The organism is Cytobacillus sp. QJM3NY_8, from assembly GCF_056173585.1.
The window spans coordinates 4,140,514-4,162,106 of the sequence record NZ_CM149681.1; the positions used below are offsets into that span (position 1 = coordinate 4,140,514).

Below are 21,593 nucleotides of genomic sequence, written 5' to 3' on the forward strand. Positions count from 1 at the left end.
TCCTTATCCTCCCCATAATACATTTAGCTCAAGTCACTGCCGCCTTTTTCAATCAGCTTTTTTCCATACCCGGCAAGCATATGGTCCGGCTGAATTTCCAGTGCCCTATTAAAGTAAGAGAGTGCTTCATTTTCCTGTTCTTTAAATCCATAAGCTACTCCAAGGTTGTAATAGGCATCTGCATGCTCCGGCTCAATTTCAATGCACTTTTTCATCTGCTGGATTGCTTCATCAATATAATCGAGCTGCGCAAGGCATAATCCATATTGAAAATGTGCTTCGGCATCGTTTTCATTCAGCTCCACACTGCGCTGCAAATAAGGCAAAGCCAGTTTACCCTGGTCAAGTGCTGTTAGGGACATACCGAGCATGAAGAAGTTATCTCCAGTTTCCAGGCCTTTTTTCAATGCTGTTTCAAACATCTTTTTGGCTTCGTCAAAATGCTGCAATTCATAATATAAGTTTCCCGCACTGTAATACGCAGCTGCCGCGTTTTCATCAAGTCCTATTGCTTTTTCATACAACTTCAGCGCTTTTTCGTTTTCCCCTACAGCTGATAGCACATTTCCAAAGTTAATATAGGAAACAGGATCAGAAGGATTTTCTTCAATTGCTTCCATAAAAACCTTCGCTGCTTCTTCCCATTTTCCTTCTTGCATATATTGAATACCCATTTGGTTCTTATCCATTATTCATCACTCCATTCAAATCAAAGTATAGCATATTTGAATTTTCATTTTCCGCTGTCCGCTATTTCCATAATAAAACCCCGATTCTATGTAAGAATCGGGGGCCCGTCTTTTCTTAACCCACATAATCCAGCTGTTTGCCATCTTTGAATATTTTATCAATTGTTCCGCCGCCAAGACACTCGTCTCCACTATAAAAAACAACAGCCTGCCCCGGGGTAACAGCTCGGATTGGCTCGTCAAAAATAACTTGTACTTTTCCATCTCCAAGAATCTGAACCTTTACTCTGCTATCAGCCTGGCGGTATCTGAACTTAGCCGTACATTCAAATTCCTGCGGCTGTTCTGAATGGGTAACCCAGCTTGCATTAACAGCAATAATGGAGTCTGAATAGAGCATTTCATTGTGGAAGCCTTGTCCAACATACAAGACATTCCGCTTCAGGTCTTTACCGATTGCAAACCATGGTTCACCTGCTCCGCCAATGCCAAGTCCATGTCGCTGCCCAATGGTATAATACATCAGACCATCATGCTTGCCGACAATCTTTCCGTCCATGGTTTCCATGTTCCCTGGCTGAGCGGGAAGGTAATTTCCAAGGAACTCCTTGAAGTTGCGTTCACCAATAAAACAGATGCCCGTGCTGTCTTTCTTTGCTGCAGTTGCCAAACCGGCATCCTTTGCCAGTTCTCTCACTTTTGATTTTTCAATGTCGCCAATAGGAAACATAACTTTTTCGAGTTGATCCTGTGTTAACTGATTCAGGAAATACGTTTGATCCTTATTATCATCAAGGCCTCTTAGCATTTTGTATTCGCCATCCCTGAATTCCACGCGTGCATAGTGGCCAGTAGCCAGGTAGTCTGCGCCAAGGCTCATAGCGTGTTCAAGGAAAGCCTTAAATTTTATTTCCTTATTGCACATGACATCAGGATTGGGCGTTCGTCCTGCCTTGTATTCTTCAAGGAAGTAGGTAAACACTTTATCCCAATATTGCTTTTCAAAGTTTACTGCATAATAAGGAATTCCGATTTGGTTGCATACCCGGATGACATCATTGTAATCCTCTGTGGCGGTACAAACACCGTTCTCGTCGGTGTCATCCCAGTTTTTCATAAAAATCCCGATCACATCGTACCCCTGTTCCTTCAGAAGAAGGGCTGCAACAGAAGAATCAACGCCTCCGGACATTCCGACCACTACGCGGGTATCCTTTGGATCTTTTTTCATTTCTATTTCACCTCAATTCTAAACGCTTAGACTTGCATTTTTTTCAAATATCCTATCTATTTAGCCAGCCGCTTCACGATTTTAGCAGTCTGTTCTGCAGCACTTTCAGCTTGTTCCTTTGTATTAAAGAGGCCGAAGCTGAAACGGATGGAATTTTGCAGTTTGTCTGATCCTTTTCCAAACATACTGACAAGGACGTGGGATGGATCGATGGAGCCTGCAGTACAGGCCGATCCGCTTGATGCTGCTATTCCAGCCAAATCAAGATTAACTAGCATGGCTTCAACATTTGTTCCGGGAAAGCTTAAGTTTAAAACATGAGGCAGGGAATAATCAAGTGATCCGTTCAGTTCAAAAACAGCACCTTCCTGCTTCAGTTTATTCATGAACAGCTTCCTTAAAGAATGCAGCTCTTCCCGCTTAGTTTCCATCTCCTTCTGAGTGATCCGAACAGCCTCCTCGAAGCCTGCAATAGATGGAACATTTTCAGTTCCTGCCCTGCGCTTCCTTTCTTGTTCACCGCCAAAAAGCCGTGAAGAAAGTTTCACATCAGGATGGGCGTATAAAAAGCCGATCCCTTTTGGGCCATTAATTTTATGGGCGGAGACGGAAAGCAAATCCACTTTCAAGTCCTGCACATCAATTTTTTCAAGCCCGTAAGCCTGAACAGCATCGGTATGGAATTTAGCAGGATGCTCCGCCAATAACTCGCCTATTTCCTTAATCGGCTGAAGGGTCCCTATTTCATTATTTCCGTACATAATGGTTACAAGAATGGTATCCTCCCGCAAAGCATCTTCTACTTCCTTTACCGAAACACGCCCATTTGGATCAACAGGCAAATACGTTACCTCAAAGCCCTGTTTTTCAAGCTCCTCACACGCATGCAAAACCGCATGATGTTCAATTTGGGTTGTGATGATGTGTTTGCCCCTATCGCGGCAAGATTCAGCTGTTCCAAAAATCGCATGATTATCAGCTTCTGTACCGCCGCTTGTAAAAATAATGTCATTGGCTTTTGCACCAATACTGTTTGCTAAAGCAGACCTTGCTTCATCGACAATATGGCGTGCACTCCGCCCGAAATAATGAATGCTGGAAGGATTTCCATATTCAGATTTCATGACTTCAGTCATCCGTTCAATCACTTCCGGATGCATTGGCGAAGTTGCTGCATGATCAAGGTATATTCTTTCCAATTTATCTCACCTACTTCATTTCGTCCTGCTGCTTGTATTTTCCACATGAATTATTCCCTGATTAAGGACTAAATATAAAACATATAAGCATCTGATTCGCCGGTATCTGTATGGCTGGCAAGATCTTCAAGCGTTGTGTTATCAAGCACATCTTTCACAGCATCACGAATACGCATCCATAGTTCTCTCTTTGCAGGCTCTTCATCTTCAATTCCTTCCACTGGACTGATCGGCCCTTCCAGAACTCTGATGATATCCCCGGCAGTAATTTTTGTAGGCTCTTTCCCTAAAATATATCCGCCGTATGCACCTCGGATGCTTTTAACAAGCCCTGCGTTCCGAAGCGGCGCTATAAGCTGCTCGAGATAGTGCTCAGACAGGTCATTCGTCTGGGCAATCGATTTTAACGAAGTGGGACCCTCCCCATGCTTTTTGGCTAATTCAATCATTATAGTTAACCCATAACGTCCTTTAGTAGATATTTTCATCAGCTTGCACCTCTATCCTTTTCTTTAAGCATTTGATTCGCATAGATATCCTTTTCTCTAAGTTTTGCCAAAAATCGGTCAGTTAAAGCCTGACACTGCGGCAAAGCAGCACCGACAATTGGCCCGACTGCAAGACTTAGCACAATTGTGCCCCAGAATACAGGGCCCCCAAGCTGCCATCCAACAGTCAGTACAGCAATTTCCATTAAAGCTCTGACATTTCTGACTTTCCAGCCGGTTTTTGCTGTTAATGCAATCATCAGGCTATCCCTTGGCCCAGCTCCGAGCTGAGCCGAAATATACAGCCCCATTCCATAGCAATAAACAACTATGCCAAAACCAAACATGGCCAATTTTCCCGCCAGCCCATCAGGGGTCTGCATAAATGGCAAAAGCAGATAAGCGTCAATAAACAGTCCGATCAGGACCATATTCAAGAAAGCACCGACTTGTGGAAGTTCCTTTGAAATAAGGGCTGCAGCAGCTAATATGAATATCCCAACAATAATGGACCAGCTGCCTATCGTCAGGCCCAGCTGGTAGTAGAGTCCTACATGCAGAACATCCCAGGGGGTTGCCCCTAAATCAGCTGTAATTAACAAAACAATCCCCAGGCTCATGACAAGCAGCCCTATTAGATAAATCAAAAACCTGGAACCGATTTGCCCTTTATTTTTCAGTATCATGTGCCCCAACGCTCCCCGCAAGACCTGCAAATATATATGAAGTTTAAATCCTTAGTAATATTATAGACTTTTGACATTATAGCATATTTTAGGAGGAAAAGGGGCGGGCCGGGATTGGACTCAGTACAATACCGGCTGTAGCCTAATTGATTTCGCAGCAGGAAATGTTATGGTATCTTAAATAGAAAGCGAAAACTTTGCTGAAAATTGATAGGCAGACTGAAGGCTGCCAGCAAAAGGCTGGAGTGATAACTTTGAACATTAAACCTCTTGCATTCCGGATGAGGCCTAGAACGATTGATGAAATCATTGGCCAGGAGCACCTTGTTTCAGAAGGAAAAATTATCCATCGCATGGTGCAGGCTAAGCAGCTGTCATCGATGATTCTGTACGGCCCCCCAGGTATAGGCAAAACCTCGATTGCAAGTGCCATTGCAGGGAGCACCAAATACGCTTTCCGTACTTTAAATGCTGTGACTAACAATAAAAAAGATATGGAAGTGGTAGCGGCAGAGGCCAAAATGTCCGGAAAGGTTATTCTGCTGCTGGATGAAGTCCATAGACTTGATAAAGGCAAACAAGATTTCCTGCTGCCCTATCTTGAAAATGGCAGCATCACTTTAATTGGCGCCACAACCAGCAATCCATATCATGCAATTAACCCGGCTATTAGAAGCCGATGCCAAATTTTCGAACTAAAGCCGCTGTCTGCTGATGATATAAAAAAAGCACTGACAAGGGCTTTACTGGATAAGGAACGAGGCCTTGGCAATAGACAAACGGAAGTTACCGATGATGCACTTACACATCTTGCCACCGCTTCAAATGGTGATGTCAGAAGCTCGCTAAATGCATTGGAATTGGCCGTCCTTTCAACTAAAGAAGATGAAGAAGGAATCATTAAGATTGATTTGTCTGTTGCCGAGGAATGCATTCAGCGCAAAAGCTTTACACACGATAAAGATGGAGATGCCCATTACGATGTCTTATCCGGTTTTCAAAAGTCCATCCGCGGAAGCGATGTAAATGCGGCATTGCACTATTTAGGAAGATTAATTGAAGCAGGCGACCTGCAAAGCATAAGCAGAAGACTTTTGGTTATTGCCTATGAAGATATTGGACTGGCATCGCCGCAAGCCGGAGCCAGAACCCTTGCAGCTATAGAAACAGCTGAAAGGATTGGATTCCCGGAAGCAAGGATTCCGCTTGCAAATGCGGTTATTGAGCTCTGCCTCTCTCCAAAATCCAATTCAGCATACACAGCATTGGATTCCGCAATAGCGGATATCCGCGCAGGCAAAAGCGGTGAAGTCCCTGATCACTTGAAGGACGCCCACTACAAAGGAGCAAAAGAGCTTGGCAGGGGCATCGGATATTTATACCCTCACGATTATGAAACAGGCTGGGTCAAACAGCAGTACTTGCCTGACAGAATTAAAAACAAGGTATATTATCAGCCTAAGAAAACAGGCAAATTCGAACAGGCATTAGCATCTGTCTATGAAAAACTTCTTAAATAGCAAAAGGTCTGGCAGCAATGCCAGACCTTTTGCTATTTGGGCTTTTAAGCAGAAACATCCCTTTTATTAAACACATAAAATGCAAGTACCTGGAAAAGCAGAAAATATATAAATATCATCATGATGGAAAATCCAATCGTCATCCCGTGAACCATTGGCATTCCTTCAAAATATTGAAGGAGGTCTGTATTGGCAAAAAGGCTGTACTTGGCCCAATCATATTTCATTGCAATCAGCCTTGTGACCTGTCCTCCCATAAACATCAGAAACAGGGAAAGTCCTATCGCCAGCGAGCTATTCCTGAAAACAGCTGAAATCATAAAAGCCATGGTTGCAAGCATAAGCATATTAATGGATTTAAGACCATAATAAGCTATCAGATGAAGTCCCATGCTTTGTTCTATCACTGTTCCATTGTAATAATATAAATAAGGAAATGCTTCTGCAGGAAATCCAAAGAGGAGTCCGCCCAGCAGTGCTGAATATCCGAAGAGGACGGCCAGCACCAGCAGACCGAATAAAATCACGGTAATATACTTTGCTCCCAGGATTTTAACTCTTTTAATAGGCCTAATCAAAAGTAGTTTGATGGTTCCCCATGTAAACTCACTCGCCACGATTCCCCCGGCAATAATAATCGTAAACAGGCCGGCAAATTCAATCAGCTGTGAGGTGTCAGATACAAATCCCCAGATAGAGTATTCCTGATTCGGTGAAATATCATTCTTAATTCTGTATTCGTTTATGGCAATCTCCCTCTGATACTGTTCCTTCATATCTCTGGGAGCCATTTCCCCCATCTCTTCAAGCTGTTTTTTATAGCTTTCGTTTTGAGTCTGCAGTCCCTTTTTCCATTCCGAATTATCCGGGACTGTCCCTCCGCTTTCCTGATATTTTATAAAGGCGCCTGCAACAGTCGTCATAATTAAAAGAAGTCCGATCATGACGTATGTGCCCGGCCGCCTAAAAATTTTCATCCATTCATTTTGAATCAGTCCGAGCATCACCTGCACCCCCTTTGTACTCTGTTACTTCCAGAAAACGGTCTTCCAATGTTTTGGTCACTTCACGAACGGCAAATATTTTCATATCTTCCTGGACAAACACTTTTATCATTTCAGGTATATCTTCCCGGACAAGCGAAAGTATCACACTAGTTTCTGTAAGCTGTACAGGCAAACCAGGATGTGCCCCTTGTAAAATTCCGTTTGCTTTTCCAGGATCATCCACTTCTACTTCGTAAACTTTTTCTTTCCCCTGTACAAAATCACTGATGTGCTGAACATCAATCAACTTCCCGTTTTGAATAATGCCGATTCTGTCACACATCATTTCCATTTCAGATAGTAAATGGCTGGAAACAATGACAGCCATTTCTCTTTCTCTTGCAAGCATCCTCAGGTGATCCCGAATCTCCCTGATGCCGGCAGGGTCAAGCCCATTCGTAGGTTCATCCAGAATGAGGATTTTGGGATCATGCAAAAGACACTGTGCCAGACCAAGCCTCTGCCTCATGCCTAGCGAGTATGTTCTGACTTTATCATGAATCCGATCCGCCAGTCCTACAAGCTCAACCGTTTCATCAATTTTTTCTCTAGTTATACCTTTTGACATTCGTGCATAATGAACCAGATTTTGATAGCCTGACAAAAACTTATACATCTCAGGATTTTCCACAATGGCTCCAATATGGGAAACCGCCTTTTCAAAATCTGTTTTGATGCTGCTGCCAAGAATTTTAATGTCCCCGGAAGTAATGCCGATCAAGCCCACCAGCATTCGAATAGTGGTGGTCTTCCCCGCACCGTTTGGGCCAAGGAAACCGAATACCTCTCCCTTTTTCACCTCAAAGCTGACAGAATCAATAATCGTTCTTCCTTTTATTACTTTTGTAACGTCCTGTATTTCTACAAGAGTATCCATTTAGGCAACCTCCTCCCATCTTTTAAAGTCCAGTTCTTTGCAGACGCCTTTAAAGTCGGGATTATTATTTGACTTACACTATTTTACCTTTCAACAACTGAGAATGGAATATTTTCATCTATTAGGGTGACGATAAGCCTAACAATCGTATTTTCCGAGGTGGTTAAAGGAATGAAGGAACGGAAAGATTTATGGAAACCGGAAGAGGATCAATTACTCGAAGAGACAGTACTTGAATACACATCAAATGGGGATTCAAAAGCATCAGCTTTTAAGAAGGCAAGTACTGAACTCGGCCGTACAGTTTCAGCCTGCCAATACCGCTGGAACACAGTCATAACAAAAAGGACAGATTATGGAACCCAAGAAATCTCAAGCAATAATGCAGCCTGTCAAACCCATGAAAATCCTGACTCTGTTCCCCCTGAAAATTTGGCTCAAGTTATACGCTTCCTAAGGAACTTTGCGAAAACACAGCCTATTTCAGAACAAATGAAGGAAAATAAACGTCTGCATGAAGAACAAATGCACTTAAAACTTCAAAATCAGCAGTTAATTAGAAGGTTGAAGGAAAAAGAAGCGGAATTTAAACATCAGCTTATGCAATACGAGGAAATGGCAAGCATCCTGAAAGAAGCCGACCAGCTTCTGAAGCATGAAAGCAATGAAGAGAAAAGAGCTGTTCATTGATTCGAGGATTCCAAAACATTAATATGCGCAAAGACCGGCCTGCAGAAAGCCGGTCTCTTTTCAGTCATTTACACGTGCAATTTTAATATCGCTTAGTAGTTCTCTAGTTACGTAGCTAGCCATGATTAAACCTGCAACAGAAGGAACAAATGCGTTGGAAGAAGGCGGCATTTTGGCCTTTCTTATTTCAGCATCATCTTTTCCAACTGTTTTGCGGACATCTTCCCGGATAACGATCGGGCTTTCATCGGAGAATACAACCGGAACGCCTTTTCTGATTCCTTCTTTTCTCAGGCGTGTGCGGATAACCTTAGCAATCGGGTCAGTATGAGTTTTGAAGATATCAGCAATCTGGAACCTGGTCGGATCCATTTTATTTGCAGCACCCATGCTTGAGATCATTGGAATCCCTCTGTTCAGGCATTCTTTCATTAGATGAATTTTATAAGAAATCGTATCGGAAGCATCAACTACAAAGTCGAGTCCATAATCAAAGAATTGCTCATAGGTTTCTTCTGTATAAAACATTTTTAAAGCAATAACTTCACAGTCAGGATTGATATCCTTGATTCTTTCTTTCATTAAATCCACCTTTGGTTTCCCGACAGTGGATAATAAAGCGATGACCTGCCTGTTCACATTTGTAATATCAACATCGTCTTTATCAACCAGAACAAGCCGTCCAACACCGGAACGCGCCAGTGCTTCCGCTGCAAAGGAACCAACTCCGCCGATGCCCAGTACTGCCACGGTACTATTTTTCATTTTTTCAAGGCCTTCTTTGCCAATAGCCAATTCATTCCTGGAAAATTGGTGAAGCATATATAAATCAACTCCATCAGATGTTATTTAAAAAGCATGTATTATCTTATACCCGATAATGAATATATCATACTTGAACTTTAAAGCAAGTAGTTCTATAGGATTAATGACATTAACATTTTAAGCAATAATTAAATCGAAACTTTCTATCCAATAGTGTTAACTGCGCTATCATATTTAATCCTTATCATCATATCAGCAATAGCTCAGTTCAAGTACGAACATAAAGAACAGGACAAACAAAAAATCCATGCTCACGAGCATGGATTTTTACAATCGTATGTACTAAAGAGTCCCAATCGTGCCGTCGCTATTGATGCCCTCGTTTTGAACCCGCACTCAGCAGGTGGGTGTCCTGTTTCCTGCGTTTGTAAGTCCTCATCCATGAGGCTTTTACGCTGCGGGAAAACTCCGGACTCCCGAAGGAATAATGTTGGTCAAAATTTCAGGTTTTACAACGAACACATCAGGACTCTTTATTTATTGATACGATCATATCACACGGTTTCTTCTTTTTCAAGCTGATGAAATGGAGCTAATTTGAACATTTTTATCCATTTTCTTCCTTGAAGTTATGGAACCTGCCTTAAAATCAGGAGTTACTTCCCAGTTTATTTTTCTGAAAAACGTGTTTTTTTCACCATTTAATCATTATATAGGAAATTACTCACTTTTTTTCAAATTAAGCGCTAAGTGCAAATCATTAAGCTGGGACTGGCTAACTTCACCAGGAGCTTCTGTTAGCACACAGCTCGCACTGGCTGTTTTAGGGAAGGCAATCGTATCCCTTAGATTTGTTCTGCCAGCAAGCAGCATTACAAGTCTGTCTAATCCAAGGGCAATTCCGCCATGCGGAGGAGTGCCATATTCAAATGCTTCAAGCAGGAATCCAAACTGTTCAACAGCTTCCTCTTTTGAGAAGCCAAGCACACTGAACATTTTTTCTTGAACGTCTCTTTCGAAAATACGCAATGATCCGCCGCCAAGCTCGTAGCCGTTTAATACAAGGTCATATGCTTGTGCACGGACTTGAGCAGGATCTTTATCAAGAAGATCTAAATCTTCTCTGGCAGGCATTGTAAAAGGATGATGGGCTGCATAATAGCGGCCTTCTTCCTCATCGTATTCCAGAAGCGGCCAGTCTGTAACCCAAAGGAAGTTAAACTTGCTTTGATCAATCAGATCAAGCTCTTTTCCAAGCTTTAATCGCAGAGCGCCGAGTGCATCTGCCACAACATTTTTCTTATCAGCCACAAAGAGGAGGAAGTCTCCTGGTTCTACTGACAGAGCAGCATAGAATGCTTTTTGCTCATCCTCAGTCACAAACTTGGCAATCGGACCTTTTAAACCGTCTTCTTCCGCTTTTAACCATGCAAGCCCTTTTGCACCATAAACAGCAGCAAACTCTGTTAGGGCATCAATATCTTTTCGTGAATACTTTCCTGCACCTTTTTTTACATTAATGGCCTTAACCTGTCCCCCGGAAGCTACTGCTCCGGCAAATACTTTGAAGCTTGACTCTTTTACTATTTCGGATAAATCCGTCAATTCCATCCCAAAGCGTGTATCCGGCTTATCAGATCCAAAACGGTCCATCGCTTCCTGATAGGTCATGCGCGGGAATGGAAGCTGGACATCCAGGCCTTTCACTTCTTTCATGATCTTTTTCATCATGTTTTCCATTAGGCCGATGATGTCTTCCTGGCTCATAAAACTCATTTCGATGTCGACCTGAGTAAATTCAGGCTGGCGATCTGCACGCAGGTCTTCATCACGGAAGCATCGTGCTATTTGGTAATAGCGTTCAAATCCGCCTACCATTAATAACTGCTTAAAGATTTGAGGTGATTGTGGAAGAGCATAGAATTCACCCGGATGCACACGGCTTGGAACTAAGTAGTCACGGGCTCCTTCCGGTGTGCTCTTCGTTAAGATCGGTGTTTCAACATCAAGAAATCCTTCGCTGTCCAGATAATCCCTCATCGCTTTTGTTACTTGATGACGCATCTTAAAGGTATCAAACATAATAGGGCGTCTCAAATCCAAATAGCGGTATTTAAGGCGGACATCTTCGGAAACATCCGCTTTATCATCAATGACAAAAGGAGGTGTTTTTGCTTCATTGATGATAGTCACTTTCTCTGCTTTAATCTCAATGCGCCCTGTTTTCAGGTTCTCATTGATGGTGCCTTCTTCACGCGCAATTACTTCTCCCTCTATATCTAGAACAAATTCATTGCGGATCTTCTCAGCTGCTGCAAGAGCTTCAGGAGAAACCTCCGGATTGAATACCACCTGAACAATGCCAGTGCGGTCACGAAGATCCACAAAGATCAGCCCGCCTAAATCCCGGCGCTTTTGTACCCAGCCTTTTAAGCTTACTTTTTCTCCTATAGCTTTTTCCGTTACTTCCCCGCAAAAATACGTTCGCCCAAACATTCTAATTCCTCCCAAATATAAAACTGATTTATGATTGATAAAGCTCTGTAAATTTTTCTATGAAAGAATCAAGACCAAGCTCTGTTTGTTCTCCCGATTCCATTGATTTTACATTAATTTTGTTCGCTTTAAGTTCATCTTCACCCAAGACAGCAACAAACTTTGCATTCGACCGGTCTGCCGCTTTAAACTGGGCTTTAATTTTTCTGTCAAGATAATCTCTTTCAGCAGAATATCCTGCCATTCGAAGTTTTTGAAGAAGGCCGACTGTGTAATCCTTTGCTTCCTCTCCAAGGGATACAAGGTAGCAATCAATGTCCTTATTAAGAGGCAGATCCACCTTCTCTGCTTCAAGAGCAGCAATGAATCGCTCGATACTTAAAGCAAAACCTATTCCCGGCGCTTCAGGACCGCCAATTTCCTCAGTGAGGCCATTGTATCGTCCGCCGCCGCAAAGAGTGGTAATTGCTCCGAAACCTTCGGAATCACTCATAATTTCAAAGGCCGTATGATTGTAATAATCCAGGCCGCGAACAAGATTTGGATCAACAATAAAGTCAATATCCAGGTTCTTTAAATACTTTTGAACCTTCTCAAAGTAGGTTTTTGAATCATCATTTAAATAATCAATGATGGATGGAGCAGATTTCATAAGTTCATGTTCACGGTCCTGTTTACAGTCCAGGATGCGCATTGGATTTTTTTCAAGGCGATTCTGGCAATCCTGGCAAAACTCCCCGATCCGCGGCTTGAAGTGATTGACCAGAGCCTCTCTGTGTGCAGATCGGCTTTCTTTATCTCCCAGGCTGTTCACAATCAATTTAAGCTTTTGCAGGCCCATGCTTCTATAAAGTGACATTGCCAGTGCGATAACTTCCGCATCAATTGCCGGATCCGCGCTGCCGATCGCTTCGACACCGAATTGGACAAACTGGCGAAAACGTCCTGCCTGGGGGCGTTCATAACGGAACATTGGTCCCATATAATAAAGCTTTACAGGCTGGCTCGCATCACCGTACATTTTATGTTCAACGAATGACCTTACAGCAGAAGCCGTTCCTTCAGGACGAAGTGTCAGGCTTCGTCCGCCGCGGTCTTCAAACGTGTACATTTCTTTTTGAACAATATCTGTCGTGTCTCCAACACTGCGCAGAAATAATTCTGTATGTTCAAAAATAGGTGTTCTGATTTCACGATATTGAAACTTCTCACAAAGTTCCCTTGCCTTTTCTTCTATCAATTGCCATTTTTCAACTTCCCCCGGCAAAATGTCCTGCGTTCCCCTCGGTATTCGGATAGACATGAAAATTACCTCCTAATGCAAAATGATAACTATGTATAATTTATTGACCCTTTACGCTTTAGCTAATAAATAGGCCATAATCGAAAGCATCGACAAAATAAAAAAAACTCCCGCCTCCTTGTATATTAAATACAAGGGACGAGAGTTTGGTTTTCCCGTGGTGCCACCCTAGTTGAAGCCAATATATAGACTTCCTCTTTTACAGTTAACGCCTGTTAACGTTCAGCTCCTACTAAAGATCACGCCTTTTTCAGAGAGAAACCTACGAAGTGTTCTTTCGTTAAATCATCATGTGAGAATGCTTTCAGCCGGGCGGCACTCTCTCTCTTTTCATGTGGGGTTTAACTACTCTTCTCCATCAATGGTTTATCGAAAAGCAGAAACGCCTTGGTCAGGCGCTGCAGCTAGACATTTAATTGTAATTGTCATTTTATTTATATTATAATACGGAGCATTTTCATCAATGTCAAGACTAAAAACATGTTATGATCGTTCCAGCTTTTTTTTCAGTTTCCTGACATCCTTGAGAGATAGTCCAAACTCTGATGCGAGTTCAATCATGTTTGAGTTTTGTTCTCTTTGTATAAAATCATGAAAATCCACCCCGAACAGCTGATTTTCACCAGATTGTGCAGACATCCCTTTTTCACCAAATCTCATAGTGCTCACCCTTTTTTTTATAGTCTGTTCTATTCTTTCCATTTTCAGATGAAATGTTTCATAACAGGACAAATTTAATTCCCAGCTAAAAATGATTGCTGATAAACCGATAATAGAAGGGAAATTGCACAAGATGCAGAAGTATTCTAGGACCAAAGTTATCTTGACTGCCAGCACCTTGTTTGTTTTTCTTTTAATAAGGATTTTAATTATGAAAGGAGGCGGCCTGTTGAAGAAAAAACCACTTATTCTCGTGATATGTCTTATGTTTTTGGCTGGCATAACACAGGCGGAAACACAGGTTAAAGCTGAAAACAGTTCTGTAACAATCCCCACAAATAATCTTAACGTCCGTCAAGGCCCAGGCTTAAGCTACCCCATTCTGGGACAAGCCCAGAAAGGAGATCAATTTAACGCTCTTTCCCGTGAAGGAGATTGGATTAAAATTAATTTCCAGGGGGAAAACGGCTATGTGGCCAGCTGGCTTGTTTCCGATATGACCACCAGTCAGAGAGGAGAAAAAGCAGCCAGTTCAAATTCCCAGGCAATCATCACAACAGATGGCCTGAGGGTGAGAAAGGGACCTGGCACAAGTTACGGTGTCCTGGGAACTATACATAAAGGAACAGCCTATAAGGTCATGAGCACAGAAGGAAGCTGGGTTAAGATCCAAACACCTTATGGAGATGGATGGGTCGCAAATGAATTCGTCCAATACAGCGGCAGCCAAAAGAAAAATTCATCAAGCAGCAGCCAAACCGGGAAAATCACGGCAAACTCCTTGAATGTAAGAAACAAGCCATCGCTTAATAGTGACGTCATCGGCAAACTAAATTCGGGGGAGACAGTAGCTGTTATTTCTCAAAATGACAGCTGGACAGAAATCTCTTTCTCGGGCAATGCCGGATGGATCAGCAGCCAATATATTGCGGTTCAATCCTCACAATCAGAAAGCAAGCCAAAACAGTCGGCGTCCGGGAAAACCGGCACTGTTACGGCAACTTCTTTAACCGTTAGGAATAAAGGATCGTTAAATGGGAAACCGATTGGTTCTGTTACAAAAGGCCAAACCTTTCCTATTCTTGAGCAAGCTGATAATTGGGCAAAAATTGAATATCAGACTGGTTCTTATGGATGGGTAGCAAGCTGGTTCATAGACATAACAGCCGAGAAAAATTCCGGCTCTTCCCAGCAGAGTGTAAACGGCAGTTCTGCAATTATATTACATAACGGATCAAATATTAGAAAAAAAGCCAGCAGCCAGTCATCTGTCATTCACAGGGCAAATAAAGGGGACAGCTTTGAAATTATCAGCCTGAATGATGATTGGTATGAAGTCCGCCTTCCAAACGGCGGGACGGGTTTTGTAGCAGGATGGATCGTCAAGGTTGAAGGATCTGCACCTGCAGTAACAAAACCGGGAGCAGAACAGCACCTGGAAAATAAAACAATCGTCCTTGATCCCGGCCATGGTGGCCGTGATAACGGGACAACAGGGGCACGAGGGACTCGTGAAAAAGATATTACAATCAGGACCGCTCAATTGCTCGCAGACAAATTAAGATCTGCAGGTGCAAATGTTATTCTTACCAGAAGCGGAGATACCTATTTGCCGCTTCCTTCCAGAGTAGGCATTTCACATTATCATAATGCAGATGCTTTCATCAGCATTCATTATGACAGCACGCCAGATCGCACTGCAAGAGGAGCGACTACTTATTATTATCATCCTTTTCAACAGGAACTTGCAGCCAATATCCACTCCAATGTAATAGCCATGACAAACCTGAGAGATCGGGGCTATAGAGCTGGAGATTATCATGTGATAAGAGAGAATAAACGCAATGCAGTTCTCATCGAGCTTGGATATCTGAGCAATCCGGCTGAAGAGGCCCTGATTTCTTCTGCACAGTATCAGCAATCAGCAACAGCAGGAATTTATCAGGGACTTGCCCGCTATTTCAAAAATTAGCAAAAAGCCCCGGCATCCTACTTTGGGTGCCGGGGCTTTTTTGCGTTTCGTTATAAATTAACTTACTTGCTTTCTAAAATTAACGTAACGGGTCCATCGTTGGTTAACTGAACATCCATCATGGCCCCGAATACACCTGTTTCTACTTTCAGGCCTTTAGCTTCTAAATACCGGTTAAAAGCATCATAGATATTTACGGCATGCGCCGGGCTAGCCGCTTCCATGAAATTGGGCCGTCTGCCCTTCCGGCAGTCTCCATATAAAGTAAACTGGGAAACCGAAAGAATTTCACCTTCCTGATCCAGCAGGGAAAAATTCATTTTGCCATTTTCATCTTCGAAGACGCGAAGATTGGCAATTTTATCAGCCAGAAAAGCTGCGTCCTCTTCCTTATCTTCATGGGTGACTCCAACGAGCAAAACAAACCCCTTTTTGATGCTTCCGACGGTTTTGCCGTCCACCGTTACGCTGGCTTCTTTGCTTCGCTGCACTACAACACGCATTCTATCTGCTCCCTTTAGTTCATAATCCTTCTTACTGCATAAATATCAGGGATTTGTTTAATCCGATCCACAACCTTTTGCAGATGGCTGACATTGTGTATGGCAATGGACATATTAATCGTTGCTGATTTATTGCGGTCTGATCGTCCTGATACAGCTGAAATGTTGGTTTTCGTTTCATTAACAGCCTGAAGGACCTCATTTAATAATCCCCTGCGGTCATAACCGGTAATTTCAATTTCAACATTGTATTCTTTCCGGTCATTTAAGGCTGTTTCCCACTCAACCGGGATGAGCCTTTGTTTTGCATCATCCGTTTCAATATTAGGACAATCATCACGGTGTACAGAAACTCCTCTACCCTTTGTAATAAACCCGACGATTTCATCTCCGGGGACAGGATTACAGCAGCGGGAAAGGCGAATCAGCAGGTTATCAATGCCTGAAACCCGGACACCGGATTCGCGTTTTTTGGCAGATGGAAAAGTCTTCAGTTCCGAAACAGCATTTGTAATATCGGAGGTTTGTTCAAGATCGCGTTTCTTGCGCCATTTTTCTGTCAGCCTGTTGGCAACCTGAAGTGCCGTTACTCCGTTATAGCCAACAGCAGCATACATATCTTCCTCTGTGGCAAAATTGAATTTCTCTGCGACCCTTTTTACATTATCAGATGTCAAAATTTCCTTCAGGTCGAAATCCATATTGCGAATCTCCCGCTCAACAAGCTCTTTTCCTTTTTCCACATTTTCTTCTTTTCTCTGCTTTTTGAAAAAGGTTCGTATTCTATTTTTAGCCTGTGAAGTCTGAGCAAGCTTCAGCCAATCTTTGCTCGGTCCATATGAATGCTTGGATGTCAGGATTTCAATAATATCGCCGGTCTTCAATTTGTAATCCAGCGTGACCATTTTTCCGTTGACTTTGGCACCGATTGTCTTGTTTCCAATTTCCGAGTGAATTCGGTAAGCAAAGTCAATGGGAACGGATCCGGAAGGAAGTTCGATGACATCCCCTTTAGGAGTAAAAACAAACACCATATCGGAAAACAAATCGATCTTCAGTGATTCCATGAACTCTTCAGCATTTGCAGCATCATCCTGAAACTCCAGGATTTCACGGAACCAGGTCAGCTTCTCCTCAAATGAAGAGCCCTCATTCACTCTTTTTCCTTCTTTATAAGCCCAATGGGCAGCAATACCAAACTCTGCAATTCTATGCATATCCATGGTACGGATCTGGACTTCCAGCGGGTCACCTTTTGGCCCGATAACCGTGGTATGAAGAGATTGATACATATTCTGTTTAGGCATGGCAATGTAATCTTTAAAACGGCCGGGCATCGGCTTCCAGCATGTATGAATAATCCCGAGAACCGCATAGCAATCTTTAATGCTGCTTACAACAATGCGTACAGCAAGAAGATCATATATCTCATTGAATTGCTTGTTTTGAAGCGCCATTTTTCGATAGATGCTGTATATATGCTTAGGGCGGCCGGATATCTCTGATTTAATTGAAACCTCTGACAGCCTGCCCCGCATGACATTGATAACATCATCCAGGTACTCTTCCCGTTCCGCTCTTTTTTTCTTCATCAGGTTTACAATCCGATAATATTGCTGCGGATTTAGGTACCTTAGAGCCGTATCTTCAAGCTCCCACTTAATCTTTGAAATTCCAAGCCTATGCGCAAGAGGTGCAAAAATTTCAAGCGTTTCGTTCGAAATGCGGCGCTGCTTTTCAGCTGGCAGATGCTTAAGTGTCCGCATATTATGAAGACGGTCAGCAAGCTTAATTAAGATTACACGGATGTCCTGGGCCATTGCCACGAACATTTTCCGATGATTTTCAGCCTGCTGCTCTTCCTGTGATTTATATTTAATTTTCCCCAGTTTTGTTACACCATCGACAAGCATTGCCACTTCTGAATTGAAGGCTTCTTCGATATTCTCCAATGAGATTTCGGTGTCTTCAACCACATCGTGAAGAAAGCCGGCAGCAACCGTTGATGGATCCATCTCCAGATCAGCAAGGATGCCTGCCACTTGAATTGGATGGATAATGTATGGTTCACCGGACTTCCTATATTGTTCACGGTGGGCATGCTTGGCAAACTCGTACGCTTTTTTTACAAGCTCTGCATGCTCATCGTTTAAATATTCTTTTGCTCTGTTGATGACTTGCTCGGCGGTCAGAACTTGATCGTTCGCCATGGAATCACCTTTATCTCCCTGAATTTTATGCATTTGCATAATGTAATAATTTTGTAATTGGATTTATAACAAGTTATAAAAAAAATTAATATTGCTACTATTATCGAAAAAAAAAGTGAAGATGTAAAGGGATAGACTGTTATTTTTATGGGAATAACAAAAAATTTGTCGTTTTTTGTCCGAATTTCTTTATTGTTTTTCCATAATTGGTTTTGGAAGCACTTAATATACCTATTTTGACAGATAAATTAAAAAGAGCACCATTTCGTATGGCGCTCTCTTGGTATGAAAAAATTAATATTGCATCAATGTCAGAATATCGTAATCGTCAAGCTTTTTACGGCCATCAAGGTATGTTAATTCGATAAGGAATGCAATGCCAGCCACTACTCCGCCAAGTTCTTCAACCAGCTGGATGGTTGCATCAATTGTTCCGCCTGTCGCAAGGAGATCGTCAGTGATCAGAACTCTTTGCCCAGGTTTGATGGCATCTTTATGAATGGTTAATATATCCTTGCCATATTCTAAGCCATAATTAACCTTGACTGTTTCACGGGGAAGTTTTCCTTCTTTGCGGACAGGGGCAAAACCTACACCTAATGAATAAGCTACAGGGCAGCCGATGATGAATCCGCGGGCTTCCGGGCCAACAACCAGATCAATTTTCTTTTCACGGGCATATTCAACAATTTGGTCAGTCGCATATTTATACGCTTCACCGTTGTCCATAAGTGTTGTAATATCTTTAAATTTTATGCCTGGCTTCGGCCAATCTTCAACAATTGTTATATACTGTTTTAAGTCCATTTTTCTTCCTTTGCCTCCTCAAGTTTTACAGCCCCTTGCATAACTTCATCAAACCAGTCTTTGAGCTGCTGAAAGGATGAATAGAGCAAATCGCTCTCAAGAGTGTATTGTGCCTGTTTAAGCTGATAGGTTCGCGAATCAGCTAAATCACGTTTAATTGATGTATTGTTTAACGAAATGACACCATTATTTATTTTAACAAAATCCAATTCAAAAAACACTTGAGACATAAAATCTACCGTTTCCCTGCTCCATCCCTTATGCTTCGCTATATCATTCCCATGACGCCTGATATCGACCGAGCCTTTTTTAGCAAGAAGGGCAAAATACCACTTAAAATGATCTCTTGTTGGAATAGTGCTGAAATAGTCACTGTCCTCTTTATAAAAATGAGCATAAATTCTGGCAGGTTTTTTTCCGGAGAATACATGAGCAAGCATTTCCTTTGAAGGCGGCATATCAGCAAGCACGATGTTTGAGCCATCTAGTTTTAATGCTTCTGCATCCTCTTCAGATGATATTTTCACCATACTTTCCCCTGCATATGTCCTGAATTTGGATATATGTTCCTCATTAAAGAATATCCAAGTAGTGTTTACCTCAGGAATGACGCTTTGGAGCCTTTCGAGCCGCTTTAAACTCCGGATATCAAATAGCTGCCAGGAGTTCACTGCCATATCCTGCAGGAAGATTTGCGGTTTTTTAATATTATTCCATTCATTAATGGATAATTCGCCAATAACCGATAGCTTGGAATATGGTGAAATCTGCTCATGCAAATGTCCGAGTCCAAAGCCGATTCCATCAAGGGAAGATCCATCATTTTCGATGGTGACCTTTATATGAGTTTGATCAGATCCGATTTTTCTCATAGCGGCAATATTGGCCTCTTTTATCATGACTTTCGGTTTTGGATTTCCCATCCCAAATGGGGCAAGCAGCTGCATTTCTTCAATAGAAGAGAGGCTGATATCCTTTAGATGGAAGACGCCATCAATGCTGGTTACCGGAATAAAATCTTCCTCGGTCAGCTGTTCATTTGCAAGAGTATTCAGTCTATCCCTGAGGTCATCGACCGATTCAATTGACAAGGTCATTCCTGCCGCCATTGGATGGCCCCCAAAGTGGGGAAGGATATCCCGGCATTCAGAAAGATTTTTGAACAGATCAAAACCTTTAATACTTCTTGCTGATCCCTTTGCCAGCCCTTTATCACTGTCATAACTGAGAACAATAGCTGGGCGGTAAAACTTTTCAACAAGCTTCGAAGCTACTATTCCAATTACACCGGCATTCCAGCCTTCTTTGCCTACAACAATTACTGAATTCTTACTGATAGGAAAATTAGTTTCAACCTCTTTAACCGCTTGTGCTGCAATGTCATTGACAATAGCTTGCCTCTCTTTATTTAACGTTTCAATTTCTTCAGCAATGGCTTGTGCTTCATAAGGATCATTTGTCAGAAGCAAATCCACTGCCGGATCCGCACTTTCAAGCCTGCCGGCTGCATTGAGGCGAGGCCCGATTGTAAAGCCGATTGTTTCTTCATTAATGGATGGAAGTTCAATTCCAGCCGCTTTAAACAAGGCTTTCAAACCTGTATTCTTAGTTGATTTCAGCTTTTGAATCCCGCGCTTGGCAATAAGCCTGTTCTCTCCCGTTAAAGAAACAAGGTCGGCAATTGTGCCGATTGCAGCTATTTCCAAGAGGTGATCAGGCATTTCACCATATAGCGCATGTGCAAGTTTAAATGCTACTCCAACACCGGCCAGTTCCCGGAATGGGTATCTGCTTTCCGGATGCTTAGGATGCACAATTGCCCATGCTTCAGGAAGCTCATGGCCAGGCTCATGGTGATCTGTAATAATCAAATCCATTCCAAGCTCTTTTGCAGCCTTTGCTTCGTTTACAGCCGATATCCCTGTATCTACGGTAATAATTAAACGGATGCCAGTATCAGCGGCTTGCTCAAAAGCCGGGATATTTGGTCCATAACCTTCAGTAAATCGATTCGGTATGTAGAATTGGACGTCAGCACCGAGATCTCTAAGTGCCATCATCATGACAGAAGTGCTTGTCACTCCATCCGCATCATAATCACCAAAAATTAAGATAGGTTCCTGTTTTTCAATTGCTTCTTTTATTCTGGAAACAGCTTTTGCCATATCTGTCATTAAAAAAGGATCATGAAATTCCTGGTCTTTATCCAATAAAAAATACCGTGCTGAATCAACGGTATCCATTCCGCGATTAATTAACAGCGATGCGGCCAGTGGAGAAATATTCAATTCCTTTGAAAGCTGCTGCACCTTATCCTCCTGTGTTTGCCGAACAATCCATCGCGTTCTTGAATGTAACATACGTTCACCCCTCAGCTTATTAATTATACAAGAGGGGGACATGTGTTTCAATAAGTTAAAATAGGGATATTCCATACAGATTTGGAAAGAA

The 21,593-nt window shown here is 42.4% G+C and carries 18 protein-coding genes, 1 other RNA gene and 1 other annotated feature; of the genes, 3 read left to right on the forward strand and 16 right to left on the reverse strand.

Translation table 11 applies throughout. The features are described 5' to 3' along the window. Positions 1-23: 23 nt before the first annotated feature. The 5 genes from AC0VZ9_RS21355 to AC0VZ9_RS21375 form a co-directional block, all read right to left on the reverse strand. The gene (locus tag AC0VZ9_RS21355) at positions 24-689 is read right to left on the reverse strand and encodes a tetratricopeptide repeat protein (RefSeq protein WP_019382898.1); all 666 of its coding nucleotides are present in this window, start codon (positions 687-689) and stop codon (positions 24-26) included. Positions 690-804: 115 nt separating this feature from the next. Continuing rightward, on the reverse strand, positions 805-1,920 hold the full coding sequence (gene mnmA, locus AC0VZ9_RS21360) for a tRNA 2-thiouridine(34) synthase MnmA (RefSeq protein WP_258752407.1): 1,116 nt from the start codon (positions 1,918-1,920) through the stop codon (positions 805-807). A gap of 56 nt (positions 1,921-1,976) precedes the next feature. Beyond that, a complete protein-coding gene (locus AC0VZ9_RS21365; protein WP_009333071.1) occupies positions 1,977-3,119 on the reverse strand; it encodes a cysteine desulfurase family protein in 1,143 nt (380 codons plus the stop codon). Between the two features lie 68 nt (positions 3,120-3,187). Further along, positions 3,188-3,607 carry a cysteine metabolism transcriptional regulator CymR gene (gene cymR, locus AC0VZ9_RS21370; protein ID WP_009333072.1) on the reverse strand — a complete coding sequence of 140 codons (420 nt, stop codon included), beginning with the start codon at positions 3,605-3,607 and terminating at the stop codon, positions 3,188-3,190. After that, complete coding sequence (locus tag AC0VZ9_RS21375; RefSeq protein ID WP_009333073.1) at positions 3,607-4,293, reverse strand: YczE/YyaS/YitT family protein; 687 nt, start codon at positions 4,291-4,293, stop codon at positions 3,607-3,609. Before AC0VZ9_RS21375 ends, cymR begins: the two co-directional genes overlap by 1 nt. Positions 4,294-4,547: 254 nt before the next feature. Here AC0VZ9_RS21375 and AC0VZ9_RS21380 point away from each other — a divergent pair, with 254 nt between their 5' ends. Beyond that, the gene (locus AC0VZ9_RS21380; protein ID WP_251175127.1) at positions 4,548-5,813 is read left to right on the forward strand and encodes a replication-associated recombination protein A; all 1,266 of its coding nucleotides are present in this window, start codon (positions 4,548-4,550) and stop codon (positions 5,811-5,813) included. A gap of 44 nt (positions 5,814-5,857) precedes the next feature. On the opposite strand, the gene AC0VZ9_RS21385 is transcribed toward AC0VZ9_RS21380, so the two are convergent. Beyond that, entirely contained in the window at positions 5,858-6,817 is a 960-nt protein-coding gene (locus AC0VZ9_RS21385) for an ABC transporter permease (protein ID WP_475396709.1), read from the reverse strand. Beyond that, the gene (locus AC0VZ9_RS21390) at positions 6,795-7,736 is read right to left on the reverse strand and encodes an ABC transporter ATP-binding protein (protein WP_019382904.1); all 942 of its coding nucleotides are present in this window, start codon (positions 7,734-7,736) and stop codon (positions 6,795-6,797) included. Before AC0VZ9_RS21390 ends, AC0VZ9_RS21385 begins: the two co-directional genes overlap by 23 nt. A gap of 171 nt (positions 7,737-7,907) precedes the next feature. Between AC0VZ9_RS21390 and AC0VZ9_RS21395 the strand changes: the two genes are divergently transcribed. Beyond that, a complete protein-coding gene (locus AC0VZ9_RS21395; protein WP_009333077.1) occupies positions 7,908-8,426 on the forward strand; it encodes a hypothetical protein in 519 nt (172 codons plus the stop codon). 60 nt (positions 8,427-8,486) lie between these two features. Here AC0VZ9_RS21395 and AC0VZ9_RS21400 read toward each other — a convergent pair whose 3' ends face one another. The 5 genes from AC0VZ9_RS21400 to AC0VZ9_RS21420 all read right to left on the reverse strand — a co-directional run bounded on the left by AC0VZ9_RS21400 (position 8,487) and on the right by AC0VZ9_RS21420 (position 13,650). Continuing rightward, positions 8,487-9,248, reverse strand: a complete 762-nt coding sequence (locus AC0VZ9_RS21400) for a tRNA threonylcarbamoyladenosine dehydratase (RefSeq protein ID WP_009333078.1) — start codon at positions 9,246-9,248, stop codon at positions 8,487-8,489. 288 nt (positions 9,249-9,536) lie between these two features. Continuing rightward, positions 9,537-9,724, reverse strand: a non-coding RNA gene (ssrS, locus tag AC0VZ9_RS21405) — 6S RNA. A gap of 187 nt (positions 9,725-9,911) precedes the next feature. Continuing rightward, the gene (gene aspS, locus AC0VZ9_RS21410; RefSeq protein WP_475396710.1) at positions 9,912-11,687 is read right to left on the reverse strand and encodes an aspartate--tRNA ligase; all 1,776 of its coding nucleotides are present in this window, start codon (positions 11,685-11,687) and stop codon (positions 9,912-9,914) included. A gap of 28 nt (positions 11,688-11,715) precedes the next feature. Next, positions 11,716-12,990: a histidine--tRNA ligase gene (gene hisS, locus AC0VZ9_RS21415; protein WP_342025652.1), complete on the reverse strand. Its 1,275-nt coding sequence runs from the start codon at positions 12,988-12,990 to the stop codon at positions 11,716-11,718. A 131-nt stretch (positions 12,991-13,121) separates the two neighbouring features. Continuing rightward, positions 13,122-13,361: a binding site (T-box leader), on the reverse strand. Positions 13,362-13,473: 112 nt separating this feature from the next. Then, positions 13,474-13,650: a hypothetical protein gene (locus AC0VZ9_RS21420; RefSeq protein WP_026041802.1), complete on the reverse strand. Its 177-nt coding sequence runs from the start codon at positions 13,648-13,650 to the stop codon at positions 13,474-13,476. 229 nt (positions 13,651-13,879) lie between these two features. On the opposite strand from AC0VZ9_RS21420, the gene AC0VZ9_RS21425 reads away from it, so the two are divergent. After that, complete coding sequence (locus tag AC0VZ9_RS21425; RefSeq protein ID WP_475396711.1) at positions 13,880-15,622, forward strand: SH3 domain-containing protein; 1,743 nt, start codon at positions 13,880-13,882, stop codon at positions 15,620-15,622. A 62-nt stretch (positions 15,623-15,684) separates the two neighbouring features. Here AC0VZ9_RS21425 and dtd read toward each other — a convergent pair whose 3' ends face one another. The 4 genes from dtd to recJ form a co-directional block, all read right to left on the reverse strand. Continuing rightward, positions 15,685-16,125, reverse strand: coding sequence for a D-aminoacyl-tRNA deacylase (gene dtd / locus AC0VZ9_RS21430; protein ID WP_009333083.1), 441 nt, complete (start codon positions 16,123-16,125; stop codon positions 15,685-15,687). A 14-nt stretch (positions 16,126-16,139) separates the two neighbouring features. Continuing rightward, entirely contained in the window at positions 16,140-18,335 is a 2,196-nt protein-coding gene (locus AC0VZ9_RS21435) for a RelA/SpoT family protein (protein ID WP_019382910.1), read from the reverse strand. 294 nt (positions 18,336-18,629) lie between these two features. Further along, complete coding sequence (locus tag AC0VZ9_RS21440; RefSeq protein ID WP_009333085.1) at positions 18,630-19,142, reverse strand: adenine phosphoribosyltransferase; 513 nt, start codon at positions 19,140-19,142, stop codon at positions 18,630-18,632. Then, positions 19,133-21,502, reverse strand: coding sequence for a single-stranded-DNA-specific exonuclease RecJ (gene recJ / locus AC0VZ9_RS21445; RefSeq protein WP_475396712.1), 2,370 nt, complete (start codon positions 21,500-21,502; stop codon positions 19,133-19,135). Before recJ ends, AC0VZ9_RS21440 begins: the two co-directional genes overlap by 10 nt. Positions 21,503-21,593: the final 91 nt, after the last annotated feature.